The organism is Fretibacterium fastidiosum (assembly GCF_964642095.1).
GTDB lineage: Bacteria > Synergistota > Synergistia > Synergistales > Aminobacteriaceae > Fretibacterium > Fretibacterium fastidiosum.
This window is the reverse complement of the sequence record NZ_OZ209244.1, coordinates 2,317,739-2,342,687: the sequence shown is the minus strand read 5'-3', so window position 1 is coordinate 2,342,687 and position 24,949 is coordinate 2,317,739. Positions and strand designations below refer to the sequence as shown.

At 65.9% G+C, this 24,949-nt stretch carries 21 protein-coding genes; 20 read left to right on the top strand and 1 reads right to left on the bottom strand.

The genetic code is table 11. The annotated features are described in order from the left end of the window. Positions 1–115 precede the first annotated feature (115 nt). The 19 genes from mraZ to ACK28C_RS10465 all read left to right on the top strand — a co-directional run bounded on the left by mraZ (position 116) and on the right by ACK28C_RS10465 (position 21,747). A complete protein-coding gene (gene mraZ, locus ACK28C_RS10555; RefSeq protein WP_409152142.1) occupies positions 116–544 on the top strand; it encodes a division/cell wall cluster transcriptional repressor MraZ in 429 nt (142 codons plus the stop codon). After that, complete coding sequence (gene rsmH / locus ACK28C_RS10550) at positions 531–1,442, top strand: 16S rRNA (cytosine(1402)-N(4))-methyltransferase RsmH (protein WP_015556635.1); 912 nt, start codon at positions 531–533, stop codon at positions 1,440–1,442. The genes mraZ and rsmH overlap by 14 nt, the downstream gene beginning before the upstream one ends. 138 nt (positions 1,443–1,580) lie before the next feature. Next, positions 1,581–1,967, top strand: a complete 387-nt coding sequence (locus ACK28C_RS10545) for a hypothetical protein (RefSeq protein ID WP_208873273.1) — start codon at positions 1,581–1,583, stop codon at positions 1,965–1,967. Positions 1,968–2,013: 46 nt separating this feature from the next. After that, a complete protein-coding gene (locus ACK28C_RS10540; RefSeq protein WP_208873275.1) occupies positions 2,014–3,687 on the top strand; it encodes a penicillin-binding protein 2 in 1,674 nt (557 codons plus the stop codon). Continuing rightward, positions 3,684–5,162, top strand: coding sequence for a UDP-N-acetylmuramoyl-L-alanyl-D-glutamate--2,6-diaminopimelate ligase (locus ACK28C_RS10535; protein WP_409152141.1), 1,479 nt, complete (start codon positions 3,684–3,686; stop codon positions 5,160–5,162). The genes ACK28C_RS10540 and ACK28C_RS10535 overlap by 4 nt, the downstream gene beginning before the upstream one ends. A 17-nt stretch (positions 5,163–5,179) precedes the next feature. After that, positions 5,180–6,568 carry a UDP-N-acetylmuramoyl-tripeptide--D-alanyl-D-alanine ligase gene (gene murF / locus ACK28C_RS10530; RefSeq protein ID WP_409152140.1) on the top strand — a complete coding sequence of 463 codons (1,389 nt, stop codon included), beginning with the start codon at positions 5,180–5,182 and terminating at the stop codon, positions 6,566–6,568. Further along, positions 6,565–7,509: a UDP-N-acetylmuramyl pentapeptide phosphotransferase/UDP-N-acetylglucosamine-1-phosphate transferase gene (locus ACK28C_RS10525; RefSeq protein WP_015556636.1), complete on the top strand. Its 945-nt coding sequence runs from the start codon at positions 6,565–6,567 to the stop codon at positions 7,507–7,509. Before murF ends, ACK28C_RS10525 begins: the two co-directional genes overlap by 4 nt. A gap of 122 nt (positions 7,510–7,631) precedes the next feature. After that, on the top strand, positions 7,632–9,008 hold the full coding sequence (murD, locus tag ACK28C_RS10520; protein ID WP_015556637.1) for a UDP-N-acetylmuramoyl-L-alanine--D-glutamate ligase: 1,377 nt from the start codon (positions 7,632–7,634) through the stop codon (positions 9,006–9,008). Further along, positions 9,005–10,171: an FtsW/RodA/SpoVE family cell cycle protein gene (locus ACK28C_RS10515; protein ID WP_208873276.1), complete on the top strand. Its 1,167-nt coding sequence runs from the start codon at positions 9,005–9,007 to the stop codon at positions 10,169–10,171. The genes murD and ACK28C_RS10515 overlap by 4 nt, the downstream gene beginning before the upstream one ends. Before the next feature lie 16 nt (positions 10,172–10,187). Beyond that, a complete protein-coding gene (locus ACK28C_RS10510) occupies positions 10,188–11,249 on the top strand; it encodes a UDP-N-acetylglucosamine--N-acetylmuramyl-(pentapeptide) pyrophosphoryl-undecaprenol N-acetylglucosamine transferase (protein WP_409152655.1) in 1,062 nt (353 codons plus the stop codon). A 76-nt stretch (positions 11,250–11,325) separates the two neighbouring features. Next, entirely contained in the window at positions 11,326–12,798 is a 1,473-nt protein-coding gene (gene murC, locus ACK28C_RS10505) for a UDP-N-acetylmuramate--L-alanine ligase (protein WP_243440626.1), read from the top strand. A gap of 113 nt (positions 12,799–12,911) precedes the next feature. Next, positions 12,912–13,835, top strand: a complete 924-nt coding sequence (murB, locus tag ACK28C_RS10500; protein ID WP_208873278.1) for a UDP-N-acetylmuramate dehydrogenase — start codon at positions 12,912–12,914, stop codon at positions 13,833–13,835. 35 nt (positions 13,836–13,870) lie between these two features. After that, positions 13,871–14,632, top strand: a complete 762-nt coding sequence (locus ACK28C_RS10495; protein ID WP_015556640.1) for a hypothetical protein — start codon at positions 13,871–13,873, stop codon at positions 14,630–14,632. Next, positions 14,633–15,907: a cell division protein FtsA gene (ftsA, locus tag ACK28C_RS10490; RefSeq protein WP_279369729.1), complete on the top strand. Its 1,275-nt coding sequence runs from the start codon at positions 14,633–14,635 to the stop codon at positions 15,905–15,907. It abuts the gene before it with no gap. A 406-nt stretch (positions 15,908–16,313) separates the two neighbouring features. Further along, complete coding sequence (gene ftsZ, locus ACK28C_RS10485; protein WP_015556642.1) at positions 16,314–17,531, top strand: cell division protein FtsZ; 1,218 nt, start codon at positions 16,314–16,316, stop codon at positions 17,529–17,531. A gap of 30 nt (positions 17,532–17,561) precedes the next feature. Beyond that, the gene (locus tag ACK28C_RS10480) at positions 17,562–18,398 is read left to right on the top strand and encodes an SPOR domain-containing protein (RefSeq protein ID WP_208873282.1); all 837 of its coding nucleotides are present in this window, start codon (positions 17,562–17,564) and stop codon (positions 18,396–18,398) included. A 131-nt stretch (positions 18,399–18,529) separates the two neighbouring features. Continuing rightward, a complete protein-coding gene (locus ACK28C_RS10475) occupies positions 18,530–19,837 on the top strand; it encodes a bifunctional folylpolyglutamate synthase/dihydrofolate synthase (protein ID WP_409152139.1) in 1,308 nt (435 codons plus the stop codon). After that, entirely contained in the window at positions 19,830–20,612 is a 783-nt protein-coding gene (locus ACK28C_RS10470) for a polyphenol oxidase family protein (protein ID WP_208873286.1), read from the top strand. Before ACK28C_RS10475 ends, ACK28C_RS10470 begins: the two co-directional genes overlap by 8 nt. Before the next feature lie 166 nt (positions 20,613–20,778). After that, positions 20,779–21,747, top strand: coding sequence for a Gfo/Idh/MocA family protein (locus ACK28C_RS10465; RefSeq protein WP_015556643.1), 969 nt, complete (start codon positions 20,779–20,781; stop codon positions 21,745–21,747). Between the two features lie 117 nt (positions 21,748–21,864). Here the strand turns inward: ACK28C_RS10465 and gyrB are convergent, their stop codons facing one another. Beyond that, the gene (gene gyrB / locus ACK28C_RS10460) at positions 21,865–23,799 is read right to left on the bottom strand and encodes a DNA topoisomerase (ATP-hydrolyzing) subunit B (RefSeq protein WP_015556644.1); all 1,935 of its coding nucleotides are present in this window, start codon (positions 23,797–23,799) and stop codon (positions 21,865–21,867) included. A gap of 255 nt (positions 23,800–24,054) precedes the next feature. On the opposite strand from gyrB, the gene dapF reads away from it, so the two are divergent. Then, complete coding sequence (dapF, locus tag ACK28C_RS10455; RefSeq protein WP_015556645.1) at positions 24,055–24,909, top strand: diaminopimelate epimerase; 855 nt, start codon at positions 24,055–24,057, stop codon at positions 24,907–24,909. The last annotated feature ends 40 nt before the right edge of the window (positions 24,910–24,949 follow it).

Below are 24,949 nucleotides of genomic sequence, written 5' to 3'. Positions count from 1 at the left end.
ATGGCTCTTAAGTTATTTCAACTACGTGATAAAGTGGTCCTGAGTGTAATGAAGTGGTGCGTAGTGGTAGAAAGAGGGGAAAACGTCGAGGGGAAGGAGACGGTCCAGGGTGCTGATGGGAACCTTTGAACATCGCCTGGATGCAAAGTCCCGCCTGGTGCTTCCTGCGAAGTTTCGGGATGAACTGGGCGAGACGGTGATCGCGGCCTTCGGGATGGAGCGCTGCGTCTCCCTCTACTCTCAGGCGGAGTGGGAAAGGCTCATCCGGTGGATGGATGCGGAATCCTTCATGAACAACGCCAAGGCCCGCCGGCTTCAGCGAATCGTGCTGGCGAGTGCCCATGATCTGGCCCCGGATGGAGCAGGGCGAATCCTGCTGCCGAGCGTGTTGCGTGACTATGCCGGAATTCGTCAGGACCTGGTGGTCAATGGCGTGAACGACCACGCGGAGGTTTGGGATCGCGCTGCCTGGACGGAGTACAGCCAGGCAGGGTTGGACGCCCTGCAGGAGCTCGCGGGAGGGGAAATGAATGGAGACGCATGAGCCAGTCCTGCTGCCGGAGGTCCTTTCCTTTCTGAGCGAGGCGTCGGAGCCGCGCAGGGCGCTTCGGATTGTGGACGGTACCCTGGGGTTGGGCGGTTACTCGGAGGCGATCCTCCGGGCTTTCCCCGATGGGCGGGTCTGGGGGGTGGATCGAGACCCGGATGCGCTGCGCCTGGCGAAGGGGCGCCTATCTGCTTTTGCCCCGCGCTTTTGCGCCGTACACGCCAACTTTGGGGATATCGCAGGGGTTTTAGAGGGGGAGGCCCCCTTCGATGCGTTCGTGTTCGACCTTGGCGTCTCCAATCTGCAACTGACGGAGGCTGCGCGGGGCTTCTCGTTTCAGCAGGACGGCCCATTGGACATGAGGATGGATCCAGGCGGCGGAGCTCCCAGCGCAGCGGAGGTGCTGAGCGGCCTGAGCGCCGACGAGTTGGCTCGGATCTTCTGGGAGTACGGCGATGAGCGTTACTCCCGCCGCATTGCCAATGGTATAATCCAGCGTCGGGCCAGGGGGCTGCGACTTGAGACGACGGGGGAACTGGTAACCCTGATCCGGGAGGTCCTGCCGGCCCCCGTTCAGAGGAAGATGGGGACCCATCCCGCACGAAGGGTGTTTCAAGCGCTGCGCATCTTCGTGAACGACGAGCTTTCGGCGATCGAGTCCATGCTGGCGACCCTGCCGACTTTGGCGGGGGAGGGATGTGTGGCGGTGGTGGTGTCCTACCACTCGCTGGAGGATCGGATCGTGAAGCACCGCTTTCGGAGCTGGGAGAAGGAGAAGGGGCTGGGCCGTGCGCTGACGCGGCATCCACTCCTGCCCCAGGAGGAGGAGCGGACGCGCAACTACCGGTCGAGGAGCGCAAAACTTCGGGCCTTTCGTTTTTTTGAGGGCGGGTAGTTTTCCGTCGCAGAGGACGTCCGGCTTGCGAGCCGATTCATGGAAGATGACTGCGGTCGACGCAGCCCGAGCGCGTGGAGAACGGGCGGGGGCGTTGACCCGCAGATAGGCAGGGATGAAAGTGGGGCGAAATCTCGTATGCAGAAGGTAAAGGATCGTTCGTCGAGGCGTGGGATCGCGTTGATCCTGTGGGCAGGAGGGGGCCTCCTCCTCATCGCCCTTCTTGGGTTCCTGCGCTTCCACGCGGCGCGCCTGGCCTATCGACTCGATTCCATCAACGAATCCATACAGCAGTACGTCGCGGAGGAGACCCGGCTGCAGCAGGAGTTGTCCGCCCTCGTCGCTCCGATCAAGATCTACACCTACTGCAAGGAGTGCCTGGGGATGCAGAAGGTGCTGCGGGTCGAGGCGTTGTCGGTCGGGCCTCAGGAACGCCTGGCCTCCGCGGGGAGCCCTGCGCCCAGGCCCGACGACGCCGGGTGGCGCGCCAGCCTGGCCTGGCTCTGGGGCGGGGAGCGGCGGTGACGCGGGGCCGTCCTGCGCGAGCCATGGTCACCAAGGTGGAAGACCGTTGCGAAAACGGCATCTGATCAGCCCCTGGTTCCCGTTCGCCGTCCTGTACCTTCTGATGGGAGGGGCGCTGATCGAGCGCCACTGTTTTCCGAGCCCGCGCATCATCCAGCAGTCCCAGCACCAGTACTGGCGGCGCGTCCCCATGCGGGCGGACCGGGGGATCATCCAGGACGAGCGGGAGAACGCCCTCGTGATCTCCGAGCCCGTGTCGAGTTTTGCCGTGGACCCCAGCCTCCTCACCTCCGACGAGGCGTTGGCGCTGCAGGGGGCGCTGTCCGAGGACCTCCTCGCACGGCTGGCGCAGGCGGGGGATTCCCAATTCATGTGGCTCCGCCGGAAGGTGTCCCCGAAAGAGGGGGCGGACCTTCGGGCGCTCAACCTGAGGGCGCTGCTCGACATCGGAGAGCAGGACCGAAGGTATCCCAACCAGTCCCTCCTGGCCCACGTTCTGGGCTTTTGCGACATCGACAACCGGGGCCTTGCGGGGATCGAACAGGCCTGGGACTCCACGCTGTACAACCCGCCGGGGTACCGCATCCTGGTCCGCCGACCGGGCGCCCAGTCCGCCGTCCTCGTCAACGACGTGTCAAAGCAGAGGCGCACGACGCCCGTCGTGACCCTGACCGTTGACAGCAGGATGCAGTACGTCGTCGAGAAGCACCTCTTCAAGACAGCGAAGGACAACGGCGCCAAGTGGGCGGCTGCCGTCTGCATGGACCCGTGGACGGGGGCGATCCTGTCGATGGCCAGCTGGCCTCCGTTCGATCCGGGCGATCGAAGGAGCCTGGCCTCGGAGGCCCTCTCGAACAACGCGATCAGTCGGGGCTATGAGCCGGGGTCCACCCTCAAGCCGCTCGTCATGGGGATCGCGCTGGAGAACGGCTGGGCCCGGACGAACGAGACGTTCAACTGTCCGGCGCGGCTGAAGGTGGCGGACGGGTACGTGGCCGAGGCCGCTTCCAAGGCCATGGGAAGGATCGACACCGCCCACCTGATCATCAAGTCCTCCAACGTGGGCATGGCGCAGATCGGCATCCGGGCGGAAAAGGCGAAGATGTACGAGAGCCTCAGAGCCATGGGGTTCGGGCAGGAGAGCGACATCGAACTGCCGGCGGTGGCGGAGGGGATCGTCCCCTTTCCCGAACAGTGGCGCGGCGTCGTGCCCGCCAACATCGCGATCGGCCAGGGGCTGGCGGTGACCCCGCTGCAGCTGATCAATGCGACGGCCGCCATCGTCAACGGCGGCAGGCTGATGAGCCCCTACATTGTGAAGAAGGCGACCAACTCCATGGGGGAGACGGTGTACGAGGGCTCCCCCCTCGTCCTGCGCGAGGTGCTGACGCCGGAGACCGCAAGGTGGCTGCGGAAGGCGATGCGGGACGCCGTCGTCGAGGGCACCGGCAGGAGGGCCGAGACGAAGGTCACCCGGCTGGCGGGGAAGACGGGCACCGCTCAGGTGCCGGAGGGCGGAAAGTACAGCCGCCACCGTTACGTGGCTTCCTTCATCGGCTTCTGGCCCTACGAGGACCCGAAGTACCTCATGCTCCTCGTCATCGGGGAGCCGGCGGGGGGGCGCTATTACGGCGGCGAACTTGCGGCGCCCCCCTTTCGGGCCATCGTCGAGGAGATGGCGGAACTCGAATATTACGCACAGAAGAAGGGATCCCTATGAGCATAAAACTTTCCGAGGTCCTTGCCGCGATTCGAGGGCGGACGCCGTCCCTCGAAGTCAGGAACGCAGCGGAGGACCCACTGATCGGCGACGTGGCGTCGGACAGCCGCCAGGTGGGCGAGGGCACCCTCTTCTGCTGCATCCGCGGCGAGAGGAGCGACGGCCACGACTACGCCATGGAGGCCAGGGAGCGCGGGGCGCTGGCCCTGCTCTGCGAGCGGGACCCCGGCGTCGGCCTGCCGGCGGTCGTCGTCCCGTCGGTGCGCGACGTCATGGGGGACGCCGCGGCGGCCGTCTACGACAGGCCCGCGGAGAAGCTCCTGATGGTCGGCGTGACGGGGACCAACGGCAAGACCACGACGACCTACGTCCTGCGCAGCATCCTGCAGGCGGCCGGCGTCCGAACGGGGCTTTTGGGGACCATCGTGGAGAGCGACGGCGCCGAGGAGCACGACGCGACCCGCACGACGCCGGAGAGCTGCGTCGTCCAGCGCCGGCTTGCGGACATGGTGCGGAACCGGTGCGCCGCCTGCGTCATGGAGACCTCGTCCCACGGGCTCACCCTGGGGCGGCTGCGCGGCGCGAGCTACGACGTTCCCGTCTTCACCAATCTCAACCCGGAGCACCTCGACTTTCACAAGGAGATGGAAGACTACTTTCAGGCCAAGCGCCTGCTGTTCACCCGGTACGCGAAGCCCGACTTCCTGGGGGCGGCCAACGGGGACGACCCTTACGGACGGCGGCTCCTGGAGGAGGCGCCGGAGCACCTCAGGGGTTTCTCCATGGCGGCGGAGGACACGTTTGCCCGAGTGAGCCAGTGGAGCACCTCCCTCAGGGGGACGGAGATGCGGGTGGAGATGCGCGGCATGAGTCCGCTGGACCTCACGAGCCCCCTGTCCGGGGAGTTTAACGTCTGGAACATCCTCTGCGCGGTCACGGCTCTGCGAGGCAGGGTCAGCGATGAGGCCATCGTCCACGGGGTTGCCCTCACCCCTCAGGTGCCGGGGCGTCTCGAGCGCTACGTGCTGTCCAACGGGGCCTGCTGCTTCGTGGACTTCGCGCACACCCCGGCCGCCCTCGAGAGCCTCCTGACCACGGTACGTGCCCTGACGAAGGGGCGGGTGGTATCGGTCTTCGGACACGGCGGCGGGCGTTACCCTCTAAACCGTCCCGCTTTGGGGCGCGTCGCGGGGGAGCTGGCGGACCACGTGATCGTGACGATGGACAACCCGCGGGACGAGGACCCCGCGAAGATCGCGGGCGAGATCGAGGCGGGGATCGCAGAGGTTCGGGACGGAGCGTCCCACGAGGTGATCCTGGACCGTGGGGAGGCGGTGCGCCGTGGCCTTGAACTGTTGTCGGGGGGCGACGTCCTGACGGTATCGGGGAAGGGGCCGGAGCGATACCTGGAGAGGTGCGGCAAGAGGACGCCCTACAGCGACGCGGAGACGGTGCAGGCGTGGCTTCGGGCCTGAGGGAGGGGCGTCCGCCGTTGAAGGGGAGGCCGTCGCTGGGGGAGATGTTCGCCCTCATCGGCGAGCCCCTGCCGGAGGAGGCCGCAGGCCGTCCCTTCCCGGCCCATGTCGCGACGGACAGCCGCTGCGTGGAGCCCGGCGGGGCCTTCGTCGCCCTGGAGGGAGAGCGCGTGGACGGCCACCGGTACGTCCCCCAGGCCCTGGAGCGAGGGGCGGGCTTGATCGTCGTCCGCCGGGGGAAGAGGCCCGGCGGCCTGCCCGTGCCCTGCGTGGAGTTGGATGAACCGGAACGGGACCTGGCCCGGCTGGCCTCGGCCTACCTGAGCAGCCTGGAGGTCCCTGAGGTGGTCGCCGTCACGGGGAGCGTGGGGAAGACCACCACCCGCGCGGCCCTTCAGCAGGTGCTGGGAGGGCGATTCAGGCTGCACGCCGCTGCCCGCAGCCTGAACACGAGGATCGGGTGCGCCTGCACGGTCCTCGCCATGCCGCCGGACGCGGAGGTGCTGCTCCTGGAGTTTGGAGCCAACAAGCCGGGGGAGATATTGGAACTGACGAACCTCTTCCCGCCGACCTCGGCCGCGATCACTCAGGTGGCTCCCGTTCACCTCGAGGGATTCGGTTCCCTGGAAGGGGTGCTTAGGGGTAAAATGGAGATCGTCCGCTCCCCGCGGCTGAGGCGTCTCCTCTACAACTTCGACTGCCTCCCCCTGCGCAACGCGGCGCTGAGCATGGGGGGGAAGGCGGAGACGCTCTCGATAGGAAGCGACGGAGCCGATTGCCGCATTGAAGCCCCACGCTTTGAGATGCGGGGCAATCGGCCTGAGCTCACCTTTCGCCTCAGAAGCCGGGACGGGGCGACGGCGCGCTTCAGCGCCGGGGTGTGGGGGACGCACCTCGCCCTGCCCCTCGCCTTCGCCGCGGCGTTCGGTGAGCTCAAGGGGATTGGGCTCGCGGAGTGTGCGGAGGCGTTGAGGGGCTTTCAGCCCCTCGATGGACGGGGCAGGATCCTGTCGCTGGACGGCGGCAGGAGGTTTTTGGTGGACGATGCCTACAACGCGAACCCCGAGTCGATGCGGGCGTCCCTGGCGACCTTTGTGAAACTGCAGGTCGAGGGAAAGATGGCGATCCTGGGAGAGATGCGGGAGATGGGACGGGAAACGCTCCGCTATCACCGTGAGCTGGAGCCCCTATTGAACGGGTTGCAGAGCGTGGTCCTGGTGGGGGACGCCTGGAGGAGCGCGGTGCCGGAGCGTCCGGGGCTCGCCTTCGTGCGGGACTGGGGAGAGGCGCTCGAGATCGCCGAGGGGACGTCGTGGACCGGCCTCCTGGTCAAGGGGTCGAACAGCCTCGGCCTTCAGAACGTGGTGCGCGGCCTCGTTGCGGAACGTGGGGGAGCCGCCTCATGAAGCGGGCGACCCTGTGGGGTGCGGCCTTCTTCTGCCTCAGCCTCGTTCTGCAGTACGTCTGGCTTCGCGTTCAACGGCGCGTGAGCCTGACGCAGGCGCAGAAGAGCTACGGGGTGGGCATCGACGTGGAGGTCAAGGCCGCTACGCCGTCGATGGGCGGCGCGGTGTTCCTGGTGCTGGCCCTGCTGGGCCTGGCTTCGACTTGGAGCGGCGAGTCGCTGACCTTCTGGTCCCTTCCGTTGGCGGGAGGTTTTATCGGGCTCCTGGACGACGGGCTGAAGTTCTTCAGCCGTTCCAGTGAGGGCCTGCGCAGCCTGACGAAGCTCAAGGTGCAGCTCGTCGTCTGCGGCCTTTGGGTCCTGCTGGTCTTTCTGAAGGGACGCGCGGGCCTTTGGCCGGGGCTTGAGCTCGGTTGGCCGCTCCTGGCTCCCCTGACCTTCATCGGGTGCGTGGGGATGCTGAACGCGGTCAACATAACGGATGGCCTCGACGGCCTGGCGGGAGGGTGCGCGATGATCTCCCTGACGGCCCTGCCCTTTCTGATCCCGGCGTCCGAGTTCAACGTCACGACGGTGTCCATGCTGTTCTTCATGACCGCCGGCTTCATGTTTTTCAACCTGCGCCCGGCGCGCACGTTCATGGGGGACACGGGGGCACACTTTCTCGGAGGCGCTCTGGCCGGGCTCTGCGTGACGAACGGTCGGCTGCTGGCCCTGATCCCGGTGGGGTTCCTGTTCGGGATCGAGATGCTCACGTCGGCCATTCAGATCTTCACGATCCGCAAGCTGAACCGGCGCGTATTTCTGATGGCGCCTCTCCATCACCATTTTCAGCGGATGGGCTGGGACGAGAGCCTGGTGACGGCACGCTTCTGGCTCGTTCAGGCCGTCGGAGCCGCGTGGCTTTCGCTGCTTCTGCTCTGCGTTGGGGGCGAGGGCTGAGCGGTTGCCGGCAGGGTTTGTAAGCGAGCCGCCCCGGAGGGGTTCCCAAAAGGAGAGCGGGTTCGATCGTTTTTGATGCCGCGCCGCCGGCGCGGCGGACGAGAGGTGAATTTTCTGCCGTGATGGACGATAAGGTACGGGATTTTTCCAATTGGAAGGGTAAGCGCCTGACGGTCGTGGGCGCCGGGGTGAGCGGGCGGGAGCTTGCGTTGCTGGCCGCCCGCATCGGAGCGCGGGTCTTTGTGACGGAACAAAAGGGGGTGTCCGCGGAGGTCGCGGAGCTCTTTTCGCGGAACGGGATCACCTGGGAGGAGAACGGACACACGGGGCGGGCCTTTGAGGCGGACGCCATGCTGCTCAGCTCCGGCATCCCGCCGACCTCCGAGGTGGTCCTGTCGGCCCGGAAGCGCGGGACGCCCCTCATTGGAGAGCTGGACTTCGTGATCCCGCAGCTCCGCGGAAGGCTGATCGGCGTCACGGGGAGCAACGGCAAGAGCACCGTAACCGCCCTGATCGGGCACATGTTGAACGCTGCGCACCGCAACGTCGCCGTCGGGGGGAACCTGGGCAGGGCGGCGTCGGTCTTTGCGGGCAGGGAGTTCGACGCCGTGGTCCTGGAGCTCAGCAGCTTTCAGCTGGAGTGGACCCACACGCTTTCCTCCTGCGTCTCCATCGTCACCAACCTTGCCCCGGACCACCTCAACTGGCACGGCAGCTACGAGGCCTACGTCGCGGCGAAGGCGAAAATCCTGTCGCTGCGCGCCCCTTCCGGGTGGGGGATCGTGCAGGATCGCGACGTGGAGGCCCTGAAGGCCGGCGGGGAGGAGCGCGTCATCACCCTGAGCTGGGAGGAGAGGCCGAAGCACGGGATGGCGGGCCACATCTTCATGGGGGAGGAGGAGGCGACGCTGCGCCTGAACGGGGAGATGACACCGCTCTTTCGCTACTCGGAGACCACGCTTCTGGGGGCCCACAACCTGGAGAACGTGGCCATGAGCGTGGCCGCCCTCCGCCTCCTCGGCCTGGATGAGGACGCAAAGACGCTTCTGAAGGGATTCTTCCCGCTGCCCCACCGCTGCGAACGGGCCGGGACCGTCGACGGTGTCCTGTACGTGGATGACTCCAAGGGGACGAACGTCGCCGCCTCGGTGACGGCCATGACCGCTCTCCCCGGCCGCAAGGTCGTCATCCTGGGGGGCCGCGGGAAGGGGGAGGATTATGCGGCGCTTGCGGAGGGCGTCCTGCGGGAAGCGGACGCCGCCGTCCTGTTGGGGGAGGAGCGGGATGCGATCGCTGGGGCGCTGAGGGGAGCGGGCTTCACGGCGGTGACCCTGGCGCAGGACATGGAGGATGCCGTCAGAAAGGCCCAGACCCTGGCCCGTCCGGGGATGACGGTCCTGCTGTCCCCCGCCTGCACCAGCTGGGACATGTACGAGAACTACGGGCAGAGGGGCGACCACTTCTGCTCCATCGTCCGCGGCCTGCAGGAGCCGAATTGAGGCCGAACGACGACGGGAAGGGGCTCTGGCGGAGGGGGGCGTTCCTGATCTGGAGCATCCCCATGATCCTGAGCCTCTGCGGGCTGGTGATGATCGCCTCCCTCTCCCTGCGCAACAGCATGACGGGCGGCAACCCCTACGCCCTTCCGTTGAAGCAGTTTCAGTTTCTGGGCCTTGGCATGACGGCCATGGCCTGCTGCACCATGCTTCGGCCTCAGGCGTTGCGCCAACACTGTGGGCTTTTCTGGCTGGCTTCCCTTGCGCTGCTTTGGGGCACCCTGGTCCCCGGCCTGGGGCTGCGGGCCGGCGGAGCGCGCCGTTGGATCAGCCTTTCAGGCATCAACTTTCAGCCCCTCGAGGTTCTTCTCTTCACCATGCCCATCTTCCTCGCCGACCGGATGGCGGCGTCACGCCGGGAGGGGATTGAGGCCTTTGCGCGCCCGACGCTTTTGGTGATCTTCCTCTCGGTGCTGCCCCTCATGCTGCAGCCCAACCTGGGAGGGGTACTCGTGGTGATCGGGGTCTGTTGCCTGATGCACGTGGAGAGCCGGGGGTGGAAGTACCCCATCTTGGGGGGCATCCTGGCTTTTTTCCTGATCGCGCTCCTGATCTGGCAGGCGCCCTACCGCATGAGGCGATTTCACGCGTTTTGGGACCCATGGTCCGACCCCACGGGCAAAGGGTTTCAGATCATTCAGGGGCTTGTGGCCTTTGCCAACGGCGGCCTTACGGGCGTGGGGATCGGAAAGGGGCTCCAGGAGGACCGCTACCTTCCGGAGGCGCAGACGGACTACGTCTTTCCCGCGATAGGGGAGGAGTTCGGCCTCCTGGGGACGGCCTTCCTCCTTGCGCTGTACGCGCTGTGGACCTGGAGGGCGTACCGGATCTACCGTCGGAGTGAGGACCCCTTTCTTTCCCTGCTCGCCCTGGGGATGACGGCGTCGGTGGTGTGTCCCATGTTCCTGAACCTGGGGGGCGTGATGAAGCTGATGCCGCTGGCGGGGGTCCCGCTCCCCTTCATCAGCGCCGGAGGGAGCTCGCTGCTCTTCATGTGGGCAAAGGTGGGCGTCCTGATGGCGGTCGATCGAACGCTGAACGGACGGGAAGCCGGGATGGAAGAGCTCCCTGAGGCGCCGGGACGCCGGGCGAGGCGGGAGATGTGATGGAGGCTGGCGTTTGATGCGCGCGGGAGACGGAGCAAGCGCGAGGAGCGCGTTGATCGTCGCCGGGGGGACGGGAGGGCATATCTTTCCGGCCCTCGTCTTCGGGCGGTGGCTCGAGGCGCACTGCGGCGCGGCGGTCTCCTACCTGTCTGGCTCCCGGCCTCTTGAGGCCGAGATCTACGCCGCCGCCGGCGTGACGCCCTTCCGCCTTTCCCTGGAGGGGTCCCCTCTCGGCGTCCGGTCCCCGCTGAAGGTCCTGAGGCGTTCCCTCGCCCTGGTCTCCGCCTTTGGGGAGGTCTCGCGCCGGTTGGCCGAGGTGCGCCCAACGACGGCTTTCCTGTTTGGCGGGTACGTCTCCTTCGCCCCGCTCCTGCTCTGCCGCCTCCGCGGGATACCGGTGGTGTTCCACGAGCAGAACGCCGTAGCGGGCCGGGTGACGCGGCTGGCCTCCAGGCTGGGGGCGGTGATCGCCTCCGGATGGGAGGAGTGCCAGGGCCTTCACGGCCCTCACGTTCTGACGGGGGTTCCCGTCAGAACGCCGCACCGTCTGCCCCGCGCGGAGGCAGAGCGTCGGCTTGGCCTGTCGCTGAAGGAGGGCTCCCGCGTCGTCGGGGTCATCAGCGGCTCCCTGGGTAGCGCCGCGCTGGTCCGCGAAGCGCTGAGGGCGGCGGATGCCCTTGGAGGCCGGGCTGAGCCCGTGGAGTTCGTCCTCCTGGGGGATGCCCCCGGTGAAGCCGACCGGGAGGGCATCCACTTCGTCGGCCGCCGGTGGGACGTGGACCCCCTCTACTCGCTCTGCGATGCGCTGATCTGCCGCGCGGGGGCCTCCACGCTGGCGGAGGCCCTGAGGTGGGGAATCCCCGCGGCGGCCGTCCCCTGGATGCAGGCCGCCGACGGGCATCAGGTGCGCAACGCCCTTTCTTTCGCCGAGGCGGGGGGAGGCGTCCTCTGGAAGGAGGGGGATACCCTGCTCCTTGCGGACGTGATCGGAGACCTTCTGGAGCGCGGCAGGGCTGCGGCCCCTGCGGACGGGGACGCGGCGTCGATGGCGATCGCACGGGCCGCAGGACTGCTTTGAGCGATCGCATTAGAAATCAGCGTTTTCTGAAGCTTATGAGAAAGGCGTTCTTGACATGGTGACAGAACTTGAGGGAGTGGAAAGGATCCATCTCATGGGCATGGGGGGGGCCGGGATGGCGTCCCTTGCGAAGCTGCTTTCCGGGATGGGGTTTCAGGTCAGCGGCTGCGACCTGAGCCGGGGCGAATCGGTTCAGGAGCTGGAGGCTCTGGGGATGGAATGTCTGCCGGGGCACTCGCGCGACCACGTCGATCGCTTCGATCCTCAGCTCTTGATCTACTCCAGCGCCGTTGACGAGGACTGCGATGAGCTTGAGGCCGCCAGAGCGCGTGGGGTGCGGACCGCCGGGCGGGGGAGGGCGCTGAGCTGGCTCTTCAACGCAGCTTCCGGCGTTGGGGTGGCCGGGACGCACGGAAAGACGACGACCTCTTCCATGCTCAGCCTCGTCCTGTCCCGCGCCGGCCTCGCCCCCACCCTCTACGTAGGGGCCCGGATGCGGGACATGGGGACGAACGCCCTCCTGGGAGAGGGACGCCTCTTCCTGGCGGAGCTGGACGAGAGCGACGGCTCCTTCGAGCTCTTTCGACCCGCCGTCTCCATCGTCACCAACGTCGATTGGGACCACGTGGACCACTTCCCCTCCTTTGAGGACGTCATCCTGGCCTTTGCGCGCTTTGCATCGGGGCGCAAGGAGGGGGCGCCGCTCATCGTCTGCGCCGAGGACGAGGGGGCCCAGCGGATGCTTGAAGGGCTGCGGGGCCCGCTCCTGCGCTACGGCTGGGGGAGGTCCTGGGACTGGGGGGCCTTCGACCTCGTCCCCAGGGCGACCGGCGGGATATCCTGCAGCGTGTGCCGCAAGGGGAAGGTCCTTGGCCCCCTCGAGCTCTCCGTTTCGGGGGAGCACAACGTCCTGAACGCGCTGGCCGCGCTGGCTGCGGCGGACGTCCTGGGGGTCCCCTTTGAGAAGGCGGCAGCGACCCTGAAGGACTTTCACGGCGCGGCACGGCGCCTTCAGACGAAGGGAACCCTCGGCGGGGTCACCGTCATCGATGACTACGCCCATCACCCGACGGAGATCGCCGCCACGCTGTCCGCGCTTCGGGGGATCTACCCCAACCGGCGGATCCTGCTGCTCTACCAGCCGCACCGCTACACGCGAACGGCAGCCCTGGTCGAGCCCCTGACGGCTGCCCTGTCCGGGGCGGACGAGATCCTCCTGCTGCCCATCTACAGCGCGGGGGAGCCTCCACAGCAGGTCTCGGCCGAGGCGATCGTCGAGAGGCTCAGGAGGGCGGGGAAGCGGATCGCCTTCTGCAGGGACGAGGACGACGCGCTGAGGGCGGTGCGGGCGCTCTCACAGGATGGGGACCTTCTGCTCACGATGGGCGCGGGAAACGTCTTTCGCGTGGGCGAGCGATTCCTCGATGGGGGTACTAAATCGTTCCCTGAGGGCCGCAGCGAAGGCGTACCTGACGGTACGCGGGGCAGGGCGTGCAAAGACGGCGAAGGACGCGATGGATTGAGAAGTGGAATAAGGGCTGACTCATAACGGATTCAGGACGATCCTCCGGCACCTGGGGGAGAGTTCATCACCAATTCGCAGGGTTGTTGCGCCCTGATTCGACCGACTGATATAATGTCTTTTGTGAACGAGGAGCGGGAATGTTTGCGGATGAGCTGGAGAGAAGTCTAAGCTGTCCCGTGGAGCGAGGGAGGCCCCTGGCGCCGCTCACCACGCTGGGCGTCGGGGGGAGCGCGGAATACTACGTCGAGCCCTCCCGCCTCGAGGACCTTCAGGCCATCTGCCGGACGAGCGTCCGTTTTGGAGTTTCGGTTCACGTGCTGGGAGGGGGAAGCAACGTCCTGTTTGTCGATGGGGTGATCCCCGGCGTGGTCCTCTCCATGCGAAGGTGGAACGGGGCCGTCTGGCGCAGGACGCCGGAGGGGGGAGCGATCGTGGAGGCGCAGGCCGGACATCCGCTCTCCGCCGTGCTCACCGAGGCGGTGCGGCGAGGCCTTGGCGGCTTGGAGTTCGTCGCCGGGATCCCCGGCACGGTGGGCGGCGCCATCGCCGGCAGCGTTGGAGCCGGAGGACGAAGCGTGGGGGAGTTCATGACCGCGGTGACGTCCCTCGAGCGGGACGGCTCCTCAAGGGAATGGCAGAAGGGCGAGTTCGTCGCTGCCTATCGCAGCTTTTCGCTGACTCGGGACGAACGGGTCTTCCTTGGCTGCCGGATGCTCCTTCACCCGGCGGAGAGGGGACGGATCGAGTCGGAACTGGCGCGTTTTCGCGCAGCGCGCAGCGCGCAGCCCATCGGGGCCCGCAGCGCGGGGTGCAGCTTTAAGAACCCCCCCGGAGAGAGCGCCGGGCGCCTGCTCGATCGGTGCGGCTGCAAGGGGATGGCCGTCGGAGGTGCGAAGGTGTCCGAGCGCCACGCGAATTTTATCGTGAACGAGGGGCGCGCGACGGCGTCCGACGTTCTGTCGTTGATGCGGCTTTGCCAGGCGACGGTGCTTGCGAGGACAGGGGTCCGCCTGGAGCCTGAGATCCGTGTGATCGGGCTTGAGGCAGGGGATGCCTGCTAGGGAGAAAGGGCGTGCGCTGGTCGAGGGTTTTTTTGATGTCGTTGCTCCTGGGCGGCCTCTGGCGCCTCATGGAATACAGGGCGTGGATGCCCTTGAGCGGCTACCGGGTGGACGCTCAGGACCCCGCTCTGGAGGAGCGGCTGTGGTCGGTGTTCCCGTCTCGCTGCTTTCGCTTCTGGCCGTACTTTTTGAAGGATGCGGAGGGGCTCAAGCAGTTTTTGGAGCGGGACATGCCCGTGTCCGTGGTCACGACGATGCCGCGGTTCGGAAGGTTCGCGACCGCGATCAAGCGGCTGACGCCGTGGCTGAAGGTGCGATGGTACGACCAGCTGTGGTGCGTCTCAAGAGAGGGGCGCATGTGGAACGTCGCGGAGGCGCAGGGGCACATGACCAGCGCGGATATGGGGTCGGGCCCGACGTGGCACCTGCCCCAGCTGAAGGAGGACGGCGATCGGGCTCCCTCCGGCGTCTTTGACTTCCCGATGCCGCTGGACGCGCTCGCCGGGTTCCTGGATGAATACCAGAGGTACGGATGGTTTCGTGCGGTACAGGACATCGCCTGGGACCGCAGGGCGGGGGCGGACCTGTTTCGCTTGAAGCTCAGGCGAAACAAACAGCTTTTTGAGCTCTTGATACAGCCTGAAAAATATGAGGGGCAGGACCTGGGCGTCGGGCTTGAAGAACTCTTTTCAAAACTCTCGAAAGAGGGCGGAAATCACCTGATCGATGCCACGTACAGGGGCAAGATCCTGTTGAGAGATTTGCCGGGCGGGCCAGAAGAAGGGAGTTTGAAGTAATTGCAAAGGGAGTCGGATACCTTAGTCGGACTTAGTGTGGGAACCACGAAGATCTCCGTGATTGTCGCGGAGCAGGACCCACGCTACCCGGAGGCTGTACAGGTGATCGGTATGGGCTACTCCCCCTCTCACGGCCTTTCCAAGGGCGTCATCGTCAACCTGAAGGAAGCGACCCAGTCCGTCAAGCGGGCGCTGCGGGAGGCGGAGAACATCACGAACCAGCGCATCAACTCCGCGATCGTGGCCTTCAATTCTCTGGACGTGAACAGCGTGATGACGGAGGGAATGGTGGCCCTGGACGGACGGGAGCCGCGGCGCGTCGAGGAGGCGGACCTCATGAGGGCGATCGAGGCTGCCCAAAGCCGTCTTGAACTCCCCAAAAACACCTTTTCGGTCCACACGATTCCGGTGCGCTACGAGCTGGACGGTCGCCCCGTGGACGAGCCCCTGAACATGACGGGGAAGCGCCTCGAGATCATGCTTCAAACGGTTTCGGTCCCGATGACCTACACCCAGAACGTCCTCACCTGCGTGCAGGAGGGGGCGGGGATCCGGGTGAAGGGGCTTGTGCTGAAGCCCCTGGCCGCGTCGCTGGGGTCCGTCGTGGAGGAGGAGATGAAGATGGGCTGCATCTCGCTCTCCATCGGCGGCGGTGCGACGGGCCTCGTCCTCTATCGCGGAGGGCGTCCCTTCAAGATCATGAGCATCCCCATTGGGGGAGAACACATCACGAGCGACCTGGCCACCGTCCTTCGCGTCTCCCTGCGGGATGCCGAGGACGTCAAAAAGCGCATCTTCATGGAGGACGACGAATCCCTTCGGCGGGACGGCATCGACATCGACATGGCCATTCAGGTGATCGGCGCCCGGATTGAGGAACTCCTGATGGACTACGTCCGGGTGGCCCTTGCAGACTGCAGCCCGCAGCTCTTCCCAGGCGGAGTGGTCCTGTCCGGTGGGGTAGCCAAGACGCCGGGCATCGTGGAGATGCTGGGGGAGGTCCTGCAGATGAAGGTTCGCGTCGCCCACCCCATCTACGCGATGCCGCCCGGACGCGAGGACACCTCCTACGTCAGTGCAGCGGGGCTCCTGCGCTACAACACCTACCGCAACAGCTACTCTCACCTCTTCGTCGAGCCCAACTCCGAGGACGTTCGCCTGTCGGTCGAGTACCTGGACGACCCCATGACGGACGCCCAGAAGCCGGAGCCGACGGCGGAAAATCTGAGGAGCTTTCTCGGCGGACTCGCCAGGAAATTCAAGGAACTCTTCTAGGAAAACGCCGGCTAAGTCGTCGGGAACGGTCGACCGTAGGGTTTCCCATCCGTGTCTGAAACTTCATCAGGCCGCGCGAAGCACGTTGGGAGCCCGCGAGCGTCAGCGAACGGCAGCCGGAAGGTTCCGGGAGGGCGTAGCCCCATGTTAAAATCTCAGGGAAGCGCTGAAGGATACCCGCTGAAGAATACCCTGCTTCCCTGGAATTTCTGTATTTTTCCTGTGGCAGGGCGAGCGGGTTCGTCCTCTAATTAAACAGAATGTGATGCAGTGTGCCGCACAGCGGGATGTCGTTTAGGGCGCGGGGCCGGGGATTTGTTTATTTTTCCGAAAAGAATTCCTGCCGCCTGCAACAGGCCGGGGCGCCGGATGAATGTCGAAGCAAAAGCAGCTGGGAGGATGGCAGATGGATCAGGGACAGATGTTTGAGCTCTCCGACGATGCGATAAAGCAGCGGGAGAATATCATCGTCATTGGAGTGGGCGGCGGAGGCGGCAACGCTCTGAACCACATCATTGAATCCGGCCTGGAAGGCGTGGAGTTCATCGCCGCCAACACGGATGCCAAGGCGTTGGCCCTGAACCGGGCTCCCAAGAACAACCACATCATCCTCGGCGAGAAGAGGACGGGAGGGCTGGGAGCCGGCGCGAACCCGGAGGTTGGCATGGAGGCCGCGAAGGAGTCCCTGGAGTGCATTAAAGAGCACATAGAGGGCGCACACATGCTCTTCGTGACCGCCGGAATGGGCGGCGGCACGGGAACGGGAGCCGCGCCGGTGATCGCTGCGGCTGCAAAGGAATCGGGTGCCCTCGTGGTCGGCGTCGTCACCCTGCCGTTCAACTTTGAGATGCAGAAGCGGTTCAAGACGGCTCAGGGCGGCATCGAGAACCTCAAAAAATGCGTGGACGCCCTCCTGATCGTGGAGAACGACCGGCTGCTTCAGCTGGGCAACGCGGAAAAGATGCTCCTGACGGAGGCCTACGCGATGGTGGACGAGGTGCTCTACCAGGCCGTTAAGGGCGTGACGGACCTGATCACCCAGCCGGGCTTCATCAACCTGGACTTCGCGGACGTGCGGACGGTGATGTCCAACGCCGGAACGGCGATCATGGGGATCGGGGAGAGCGACGGCGACAATCGGGCGGAGCAGGCGGCGCGGGCCGCGATCAAGTCCCCGCTGATGTCGGTGCCCATGGAGGGCGCGAAGGGCGTCCTCTTCAACGTGACGACGGGGCCGGACATCACGCTGATGGAGATGTCCAAGGCGGCGGAGGTCGTCAAATCGACGGCGGACCCCGAAGCGGAGGTCATCTGGGGGCACGTCATCGACGAGAAGATGGGCGGCAAGGTCCGCGTGACCCTCATCGCGACGGGCTTCCCGGAGGGACGGGCCCTGAGCCGCAAGGCGCCTTCCTCCAACCGGGTGCCCGAAAAGCCGGCCGCCAGGAACGAGGGAACCCAGCAGCCCTCCCACGCGAGGACGATCTTCGGGAGGCAGGAGCGCGGGAGCTTCGAGGAGACGAGACTGCAGTCTCCCAGCGAGGATGAGATGGCGCCGTTCCGGGGCCTGCCCAAGATGCCCTACGACCAGCCCGCCATCTTCAGAAGGCGCCCCAGGGAGTAACGGAAGGGGCAGGGAATGGGAGCAGCACCGTTGAAGAGAAGGATCACGAGGCGATCGAGACATAGGGAGATCAAGAAGAAGGGGTTCATCCTCTCCTTCGGGGACATCATACTGCCGTTCGTCGGGGTTGTGGCGATCGGCCTTCTTGTGGTTGCCGGAAAACTTTTCTTTGCCAATGGCCTGGCCTTTTCCTCCGGAGCCCTTCCCCCTCAGGCGGAGGACCTCCTGGCAGGGACGCCCCCTTCTGCCGACGCCGAGGTCCCGCCGATGGAAGAGGTGCCGCAGGCCGGCCTCACGGCGGGGACCGGAGCGGGCAGCGCCGACGGGGGAGCGGAGTTGTCCGTCAGCCCCAAAACCCCGCTGCCCCTCGACGTTACGGTCATCCCCTACGGCGACACCACTGCCCGCTCCACCCCTCAGCCCATCCCGACGACATCTTCCTCCGTGGACGCGGGAACGGGCATGGTGAAGGTGGACCGCACGCCGGTGAAGCCGGTGAAACAGAAGGAGGCTCCGCCCCCTCAGGTGCAGAAGAAGGCCAATGCCGAGCCTGCAAAGCCCCAGCAGCCCAAGCCGGCTCCGCAGCAAAAGCCGAAGCCCCAGCCCCCCGCACCTCAGAAGCCCGCTCAGCAGGGAACGGCCGTGTGGCGCGTTCAAGTGGGAGCCTTTTCCTCGAAGGGAATGGCGCAGGAGACCGTAGCCACACTGACGAAGGCCGGATACAGGGCGACGGTGTTCTCCAGCCCGAAGTTTCACAAGGTTTGGGTGCAGGCCGGAAGTACAAAGCGATCTGCGGAGGTGGCTATCCTTCAGCTCAAGAAACTGGGGTTTCCACAGAGCTACGCCATCCCGCCGGCTCAACGTTAGTTTGCGATGCCTCAGCCTTGCTCCGGGGATGGAAGCCCCGGAGCTTTTTTTGTTGGAGGTCCTTTTTCAAAAAGCGAGGGAATGGTCCGATGAATCGTGTGAACCCTTCAGATGCCGCAGCGTTTGCGGAGATGGAGCGAACTTTGAACGGGGCGGCCTCTCAGGGTATCCGACCCGGCCTGGAGCGGATCGGGCGATTGCTCCGTCTCCTGGGCAGCCCGCAGGACCGATGGCCGGCCCTGCACGTCGTGGGCACCAACGGGAAGGGGTCCACCTGCGCGTTCCTGGCGTCGGCGCTGCGAGCCGCGGGCTGCAGGACCGCCTTCTACAGCAGCCCCCACCTGGAGAGCCCCGCGGAGCGCCTATGGATCGACGGAGAGCCGCTTGCGGGGGAAAAGTGGCTGGCCGCCGTGAGGGATGCGGTTGCGCCGGTGCGGGAGGACGGGCTTCTGGCGAAGGACCCTCCCTCCTACTTTGAACTGGTGACGGCGGCGGCCTTCCTGCTGGCCGAGCGGGAGGGGGCGCAGGTGGGGGTCGTCGAGGCGGGACTGGGCGGTCGGCTGGACGCGACGAACCTGTTGGGCCGGGTCGCGTGTTCCGTCGTGACCTCCATCTCGATGGACCACATGGAGTTTCTGGGGGACACGCTGGAGGCGATCGCAGGGGAGAAGTTCGCCGTGGTGAGGCCCGGCGTTCCGGCCTGTTTCCTGGGCGACAACCCGGCGCTGGTCCCCCTCTTCAAGTCCTTCTGCGGGAGAGCGGGCGCGCTGCCCCACGTCGTCTCCGAGGAGGTTCGGCTGGAGGACGTCCTGATGGACGAGTCGGGCTGCACCTTCGACTTTCGCTCCCCGCTCCTCGACCTCGATCGCGTTCGCACCCGCCTGCCGGGGCGCTATCAGCTGTCCAACGCCTCGCTGGCGCTCCTGGCCCTCGCTCAGGTTCGGGACAGGTTCCCGGGGTTGACGGAGCAGAGTATTTTGCTGGGGATTGCGGAGGCCCGCTGGCCCGGACGTCTCGAGGTCATCGCCCACGACCCGACGGTCGTCCTGGACGGAGGACACAACCTGGACGGGGTGAAGAAGCTCGTCGAGAGCGTCCGTGAGCTCTGGAGGGGCAAGAGGCTTGGCGTGGTTTACGCCGCGATGCGGGACAAGGACTATCGGGGGTGCCTCTCGTTCCTCGGCGCGCTGTCCCCCGCCCTCTACGCCACGGAGGTGCCGGACATGGAGCGGTGCCTCCCGGCTCAGGACCTGCTGAGCACAGCGGCGGGATTTCCCTGGCGCAATGAGCCTCGGTCCTTCGCCTCGCCTCTGGAGGCGGCGCTGCTGGCCCGTCGGGAGAACGAGGTCGTGCTCGTCTGCGGCAGCCTCTACCTGATCGGGTGGGTGCGGCCCAGGCTGCGGGAAGCGCTTGAGAGTGGAGGGCCCCGCCGTGTTTGAGGAGCGCGTAGCCGACCGGGAGCACTTTCGGCTGTGCCTTCCGCGAGGTCAGAACGTCCTGGAGTTCCTGCCGGCCCGGTCCTTCGCCTCCGCCCGCCTCTTTATGCGCGGCCCGCTGCTCGCGGGAACGGAAGGGCGCGCCGCGGCGATCCGCGACCGCCTCGCGCCGGACTTCCTCGACGAGGGGCGGCCCCTGGTCGCCCCCCGTCAGGTGCATGGGGTCCGAATTCTGAAGGCCGATCCTGAGGCCGCCCTCCCGGCGCATGTGGAGGCGGACGGCGTCCTGCTGACGCGCAGCGACCTCGACGCCTCCCTGCGCTTCGCGGACTGCGCCCCGGTCCTCCTGCTCCCTTCGGAGGAGTGGGCGCGGCGGCACGGCCCATGGGCGCTGATCCTCCATTCGGGCTACAAGGGCACGGTCCAGAACATCGCGCGATCGGGCCTTCTGGAGGTCGAGCGTTCGATGGGGCGGGGAGCGACGGCCTCCGCCTCCGCGTGGATCGGTCCCTGCATCGCCGGCAGGAGCTACCCCCGAACGCTTGAGGAGTGGACGCAGCGCGGGCTCAACACCTTCCATCCGGACAACGTCGAGAGGGTCGGACAGAGCTTCTATTTCGATATCGCGGGCGAGATCCGAAGGCAGCTGGCGGAGTGCGGGGTCCCTGAGGAGCGAATTCACGTCGCGGGGATGGATACGGCCTCCGACGGACGCTGCTACTCCTACCGCGGAGGGGACCGCGAGGACCGGATGTTCCTGCACCTCCGGCTGCTCTGACCCGAAGCGCCCGAAACGAGGGCGAAGAAATTTCGCTTTCGGGAGCGGCGGCGTGCCACAAAGGATGCCGAAGCGGGGATAAGGATAAACGGGAGACGACGCAGCTGCCGCGCATCGAGGGACGCCGACGGCGCAAAGACTTTGCATCTCGCTGGAAGGTGACGTTATGGAATCGATAAAGAGGTTTGGCGTCATTGGGGTGGGGCACCTGGGACAGCACCACGCGAGGGTCTACACGGAGCTTTTGGACGCGCGCCTGGTGGGGGTCGCCGACAACGATCCGGAGCGGGCGCGCTCAATAGGCGCTCACCTGGGCGTCCCCGCGTACGGGAGCCTGGAGGAGCTCATCGACCGTCAGGCGCCGGACGCCGTATCCATCGTGGTTCCGACGAGCCTGCACTATGAGATCGCCAAACGGGCGATGGAGGCGGGGCTTCACGTCCTGATCGAGAAGCCGGTCACGACCCGCCCCGAGGAGGCAGAGGACCTGCTGCGGCTGGCGGCGGAGAAGGACCTGGTGCTTCAGGTGGGGCACATCGAACGCTTCAACAGCGCGATTCGCTACATCTCCCAGACGGCCCACAAGCCCATCTACCTGGAGTCCAAACGCATCGGCCCCTTCTCGCCGCGAATCAACGACGTGGGGGTCGTGCTGGACCTGATGATCCACGACATCGACATCATCCTCTCCCTGGTCCCGTCCCCCATCGCCCGCATCGCGGCGGCGGGGGCCTGCGTCTCTACGGAGCACGAGGACATCGCGGACGCTCAGATCACCTTCGAGAATGGAGTGGTGGCTCACATCCTGGTCAGCCGCGTCTCGGAGAAGAAACTGCGTCAGCTGGAGATCATGGAGCGCCAGCGCCAGATCACGGTAAACTACGAGACGCAGACGGTGCAGATCAACCGCTGCGTCAGCAGCAGCGACGGACAGATGGAGATCCTCGAGAGCCCGATCTTCCCCAAGAACGAGCCGCTGAAGCTGGAGCTGGCCCACTTCGTCAGCTGTGTCCGGGACAGGCGGCAACCCCTGGTGGGAATCCGGGATGGCAAGCGCGCCCTTGAGGTCGCCATCGAGGTGCTGAGGCAGATCCACGACGGTCCGGCGGCGTCCGGAGAGCGGGCGACGGCCTGAGTGGCATCGACTCCTGCCGCGGATCCCGGCTGAAATTCTGGAGAAAAAGTGACGCGCCTCGGCGGAAGAATCCGCCGGAGCGCGTCACTTTTTCTCTTAAGGTGAAACCCTCGCGCGTCAACCGGCGTAGAGATCCACGTTCTTGGCCGAGTTAGCGTTGGTGGTGATGAACTCCCGGCGCGGTTCCACCCTCTCGCCCATCAGGATGTCGAAGTACTCGTCCGCCAGGAGGTCGTCGTCCAGCTCCACCTTCTTCAGGATGCGGTTGGCGGGGTCCATCGTCGTCATCCAAAGCTGCTCCGGATTCATCTCACCGAGTCCCTTGTAGCGCTGCACGCCCACCTTGTCGGGGTCCGGCGCGCCGTCCACATGCTGGCGCAGCTCCTTCTCCGTGTAGCAGTAGTGGACCTGCTTGCCCCTCTGCACGCGGTAGAGCGGCGGTTGGGCGAGGTAGATGTACCCCTCCGTCAGGAGCTCCGGCATGTGGCGATAGAAGAAGGTCAGGAGCAGCGTGCTGATGTGCGCGCCGTCCACGTCGGCGTCGGTCATGATGATGATCTTGTGGTAGCGGAGCCGAGTCGCGTTGAACTCCGTGCCAATGCCGCACCCCAGCGCCGTGATGATCGTCTGGATCTCGCGGTTCTGAAGCATCTTGTGTTCCTGCGCCTTTTCGACGTTCAATATCTTGCCCCGCAGCGGCAGGATCGCCTGAAAGGTGCGGTCGCGCGCCTGTTTGGCGCTGCCGCCGGCGCTGTCCCCCTCGACGATGTAGATCTCCGAGTTCTCCGGCGTCTTGGAGGAGCAGTCCGCCAGCTTGCCCGGAAGGTTCATCCCGGTCATGGCGCCCTTGCGCACCAGCTCCTTGGCCTTCTTGGCCGCCTCTCGCGCCCTGCGGGCCCGAAGCGCCTTGTCCACGATGGGGCGGACGATGTCGGGTCGCTCCTCGATGACGGAGAGGAGCCCCTCGTAGACGACGGAGTCCACCGCGCCGCGCACGTCGCTGTTGCCGAGCTTCGTCTTGGTCTGTCCCTCGAACTGAGGCTCCACGAGCTTGACGGAGAGGACGCAGGTCAGCCCCTCCTTCAGGTCGTCGCCCGTGAGGTTGTCTTCCTTGTCGTTCAAGAGCTTTCCGCTGCGCGCCGCCTCGTTGAGGGCTCGCGTCAGCGCCTGGCGCAGGCCCATGAGGTGCGTTCCGCCCTCCACCGTGTGGATCAGGTTCGCGTAGGTGAGGATGCGTTCCTGATACTCGTCGTTGTACTGAAGGGCCATGTCCACCTTGATGTCGTTCCTCTCGCCCGATATGACGACCGGGGGAGCGAAGAGCGTCGTCCTGTCTCGGTTCAGGTACTGAACGAAGGCGCTGACGCCCCCCTCGAAGTGATACTCCCGGCTCTCGCTGCTGCGCTCGTCGGTGACGAAGATGCGGACCCCGGCGTTCAGGAAGGCCAGTTCCATGAAGCGGCTCTTGAGGGTCTCCAGGGAGTGGTGGACGTCCTCGAAGATCTCCTTGTCGGGGAGGTAGTGAATCCTCGTGCCCTGCCAGTCGACCGGCACGCCCTCCGAGAGGTCCGTGACGGGCACGCCGCGCTCAAAGCGCTGGGTGCGCTCCATGCCGTTTCGCGCGATGGTGACCTCGAACCACTCCGAGAGGGCGTTGACAGCGGAAACGCCCACGCCGTGAAGGCCCCCGGACACCGAGTAGGCGCCCTGCTCAAACTTACCGCCGGCGTGCAGGCGCGTCAGCACGACCTCGCAGGTCGGCCGTCCGTTCGAGGGGTGCGGGTCCGTCGGGATCCCGCGGCCGTCGTCCTGGACGGTAACGCTCTCGTCCTTGTGGATGGTCACGTCGATTCGGGTGCAGAAGCCGGCCATCGCCTCGTCAATGGAGTTGTCGACCACCTCGTTGACCAGGTGATGAAGCCCCCTGGGCCCCGTATCGCCAATGTACATCCCCGGACGCTTGCGCACCGCCTCCAACCCCTCAAGGACCTTGATCTTGTTGGCGTTGTAGTCGTTGATGGCGCTCTGCATCCCCTGCGTTCTGTTGTCCATGTTCCCTCCTGAATCGCGACCGGCAGGCGGCTGGGCGTCCTCCTGGCGGAAGGGCCGTGTCGTGTAGTTTTACTCAGCACTTTCTTCCGCGGGCCTGCTATGATAAATTACTTGATAAGCGACGTTGGCAAAGAGGTCCAACTGATTTATTATACCGCATTTGAGGAGCTCCGAAAGGGGGAGTTTCCGCAAAAGACGACGCATCCTCAGGGCTTGCCAGGCGTCCTGCGGCCGTCGGCTCGGAGGGAGCTAATAATGATTGATTGCCTGAAGATGAACGGAAACGGGAACGACTTTCTCGTCGTGGACAACCTGTCGCTGGCGATGGACGCTTCGGCCCTCGCTCGTGCGGCGCGGGCCGTCTGCCGTCGCAGGGAGTCCGTGGGGGCAGATGGGCTCCTTGCGCTGGAACCCTCGGAGCGCGCAGCGTTTCGGATGCGCCTGTTCAATCGGGACGGCTCCGAGGGGGAGATGTGCGGCAACGGCGCCCGCTGCGCGGCGCGCTTCGCCTTCGACCGGGGGATTGTGGGACGGGAGATGACCTTTGAAACGCGGGGAGGCGACGTCCATGCGGTCGTCAGGGGAAACCGCGTCGCCCTGGACCTGGCTCCGGTCAGCACAGGGTCGGCGGTGCTGAAGGCCCACGCCTCCGTGGAAGGCTGTGACTTTACCTACGCCTTCCTTGTGGTGGGCGTGCCCCACGCGGTGATCTTTGAGCGGGAACGCCGACGCTCGATCGCCGAGTACGCTGTGCTGGGACGCGCGCTCCGCAGCCGGCAGGACCTCTTCCCGGTGGGGGCTAACGTGAACTTCGCCCTCCTCTCGTCGGAAGACTCCGGGACGCTCGACGTCGTCACCTACGAACGGGGCGTGGAGGACGTCACCCTCTCCTGCGGGACGGGTTCTGCGGCGAGCGCCATTGCGGGGCGCCTCCTGGGGGTCGTGGGGGACGAGGTCCGGGTGGTGAACCCCGGTGGCGTGAACGACGTGAGCCTCACGTGGATCGAAACGGACGTCGTACAGCCAAGGCTTGAGGGAGGGGCACTGATGATCGCGGAGGTCCGGCTCCTGCCGGAGGCCTTCGAGGCCGATTGCCGGCGCCCGGCTTAGCCCGGCACTTCATAAAAATACGCTGAGAATACGAGGGAAA

Excerpts from the sequence above, each read along its gene's own strand:
- mraZ (WP_409152142.1), top strand. The coding sequence starts at position 116 with ATGGGAACCTTTGAACATCGCCTGGATGCAAAGTCCCGCCTGGTGCTT.
- rsmH (WP_015556635.1), top strand. The coding sequence starts at position 531 with ATGGAGACGCATGAGCCAGTCCTGCTGCCGGAGGTCCTTTCCTTTCTG.
- ACK28C_RS10545 (WP_208873273.1), top strand. The coding sequence starts at position 1,581 with ATGCAGAAGGTAAAGGATCGTTCGTCGAGGCGTGGGATCGCGTTGATC.
- ACK28C_RS10535 (WP_409152141.1), top strand. The coding sequence starts at position 3,684 with ATGAGCATAAAACTTTCCGAGGTCCTTGCCGCGATTCGAGGGCGGACG.
- ACK28C_RS10525 (WP_015556636.1), top strand. The coding sequence starts at position 6,565 with ATGAAGCGGGCGACCCTGTGGGGTGCGGCCTTCTTCTGCCTCAGCCTC.
- murD (WP_015556637.1), top strand. The coding sequence starts at position 7,632 with ATGGACGATAAGGTACGGGATTTTTCCAATTGGAAGGGTAAGCGCCTG.
- ACK28C_RS10510 (WP_409152655.1), top strand. The coding sequence starts at position 10,188 with ATGCGCGCGGGAGACGGAGCAAGCGCGAGGAGCGCGTTGATCGTCGCC.
- murB (WP_208873278.1), top strand. The coding sequence starts at position 12,912 with ATGTTTGCGGATGAGCTGGAGAGAAGTCTAAGCTGTCCCGTGGAGCGA.
- ACK28C_RS10495 (WP_015556640.1), top strand. The coding sequence starts at position 13,871 with ATGTCGTTGCTCCTGGGCGGCCTCTGGCGCCTCATGGAATACAGGGCG.
- ftsZ (WP_015556642.1), top strand. The coding sequence starts at position 16,314 with ATGGATCAGGGACAGATGTTTGAGCTCTCCGACGATGCGATAAAGCAG.
- ACK28C_RS10475 (WP_409152139.1), top strand. The coding sequence starts at position 18,530 with ATGGAGCGAACTTTGAACGGGGCGGCCTCTCAGGGTATCCGACCCGGC.
- ACK28C_RS10465 (WP_015556643.1), top strand. The coding sequence starts at position 20,779 with ATGGAATCGATAAAGAGGTTTGGCGTCATTGGGGTGGGGCACCTGGGA.
- gyrB (WP_015556644.1), bottom strand. The coding sequence starts at position 23,799 with ATGGACAACAGAACGCAGGGGATGCAGAGCGCCATCAACGACTACAAC.
- dapF (WP_015556645.1), top strand. The coding sequence starts at position 24,055 with ATGATTGATTGCCTGAAGATGAACGGAAACGGGAACGACTTTCTCGTC.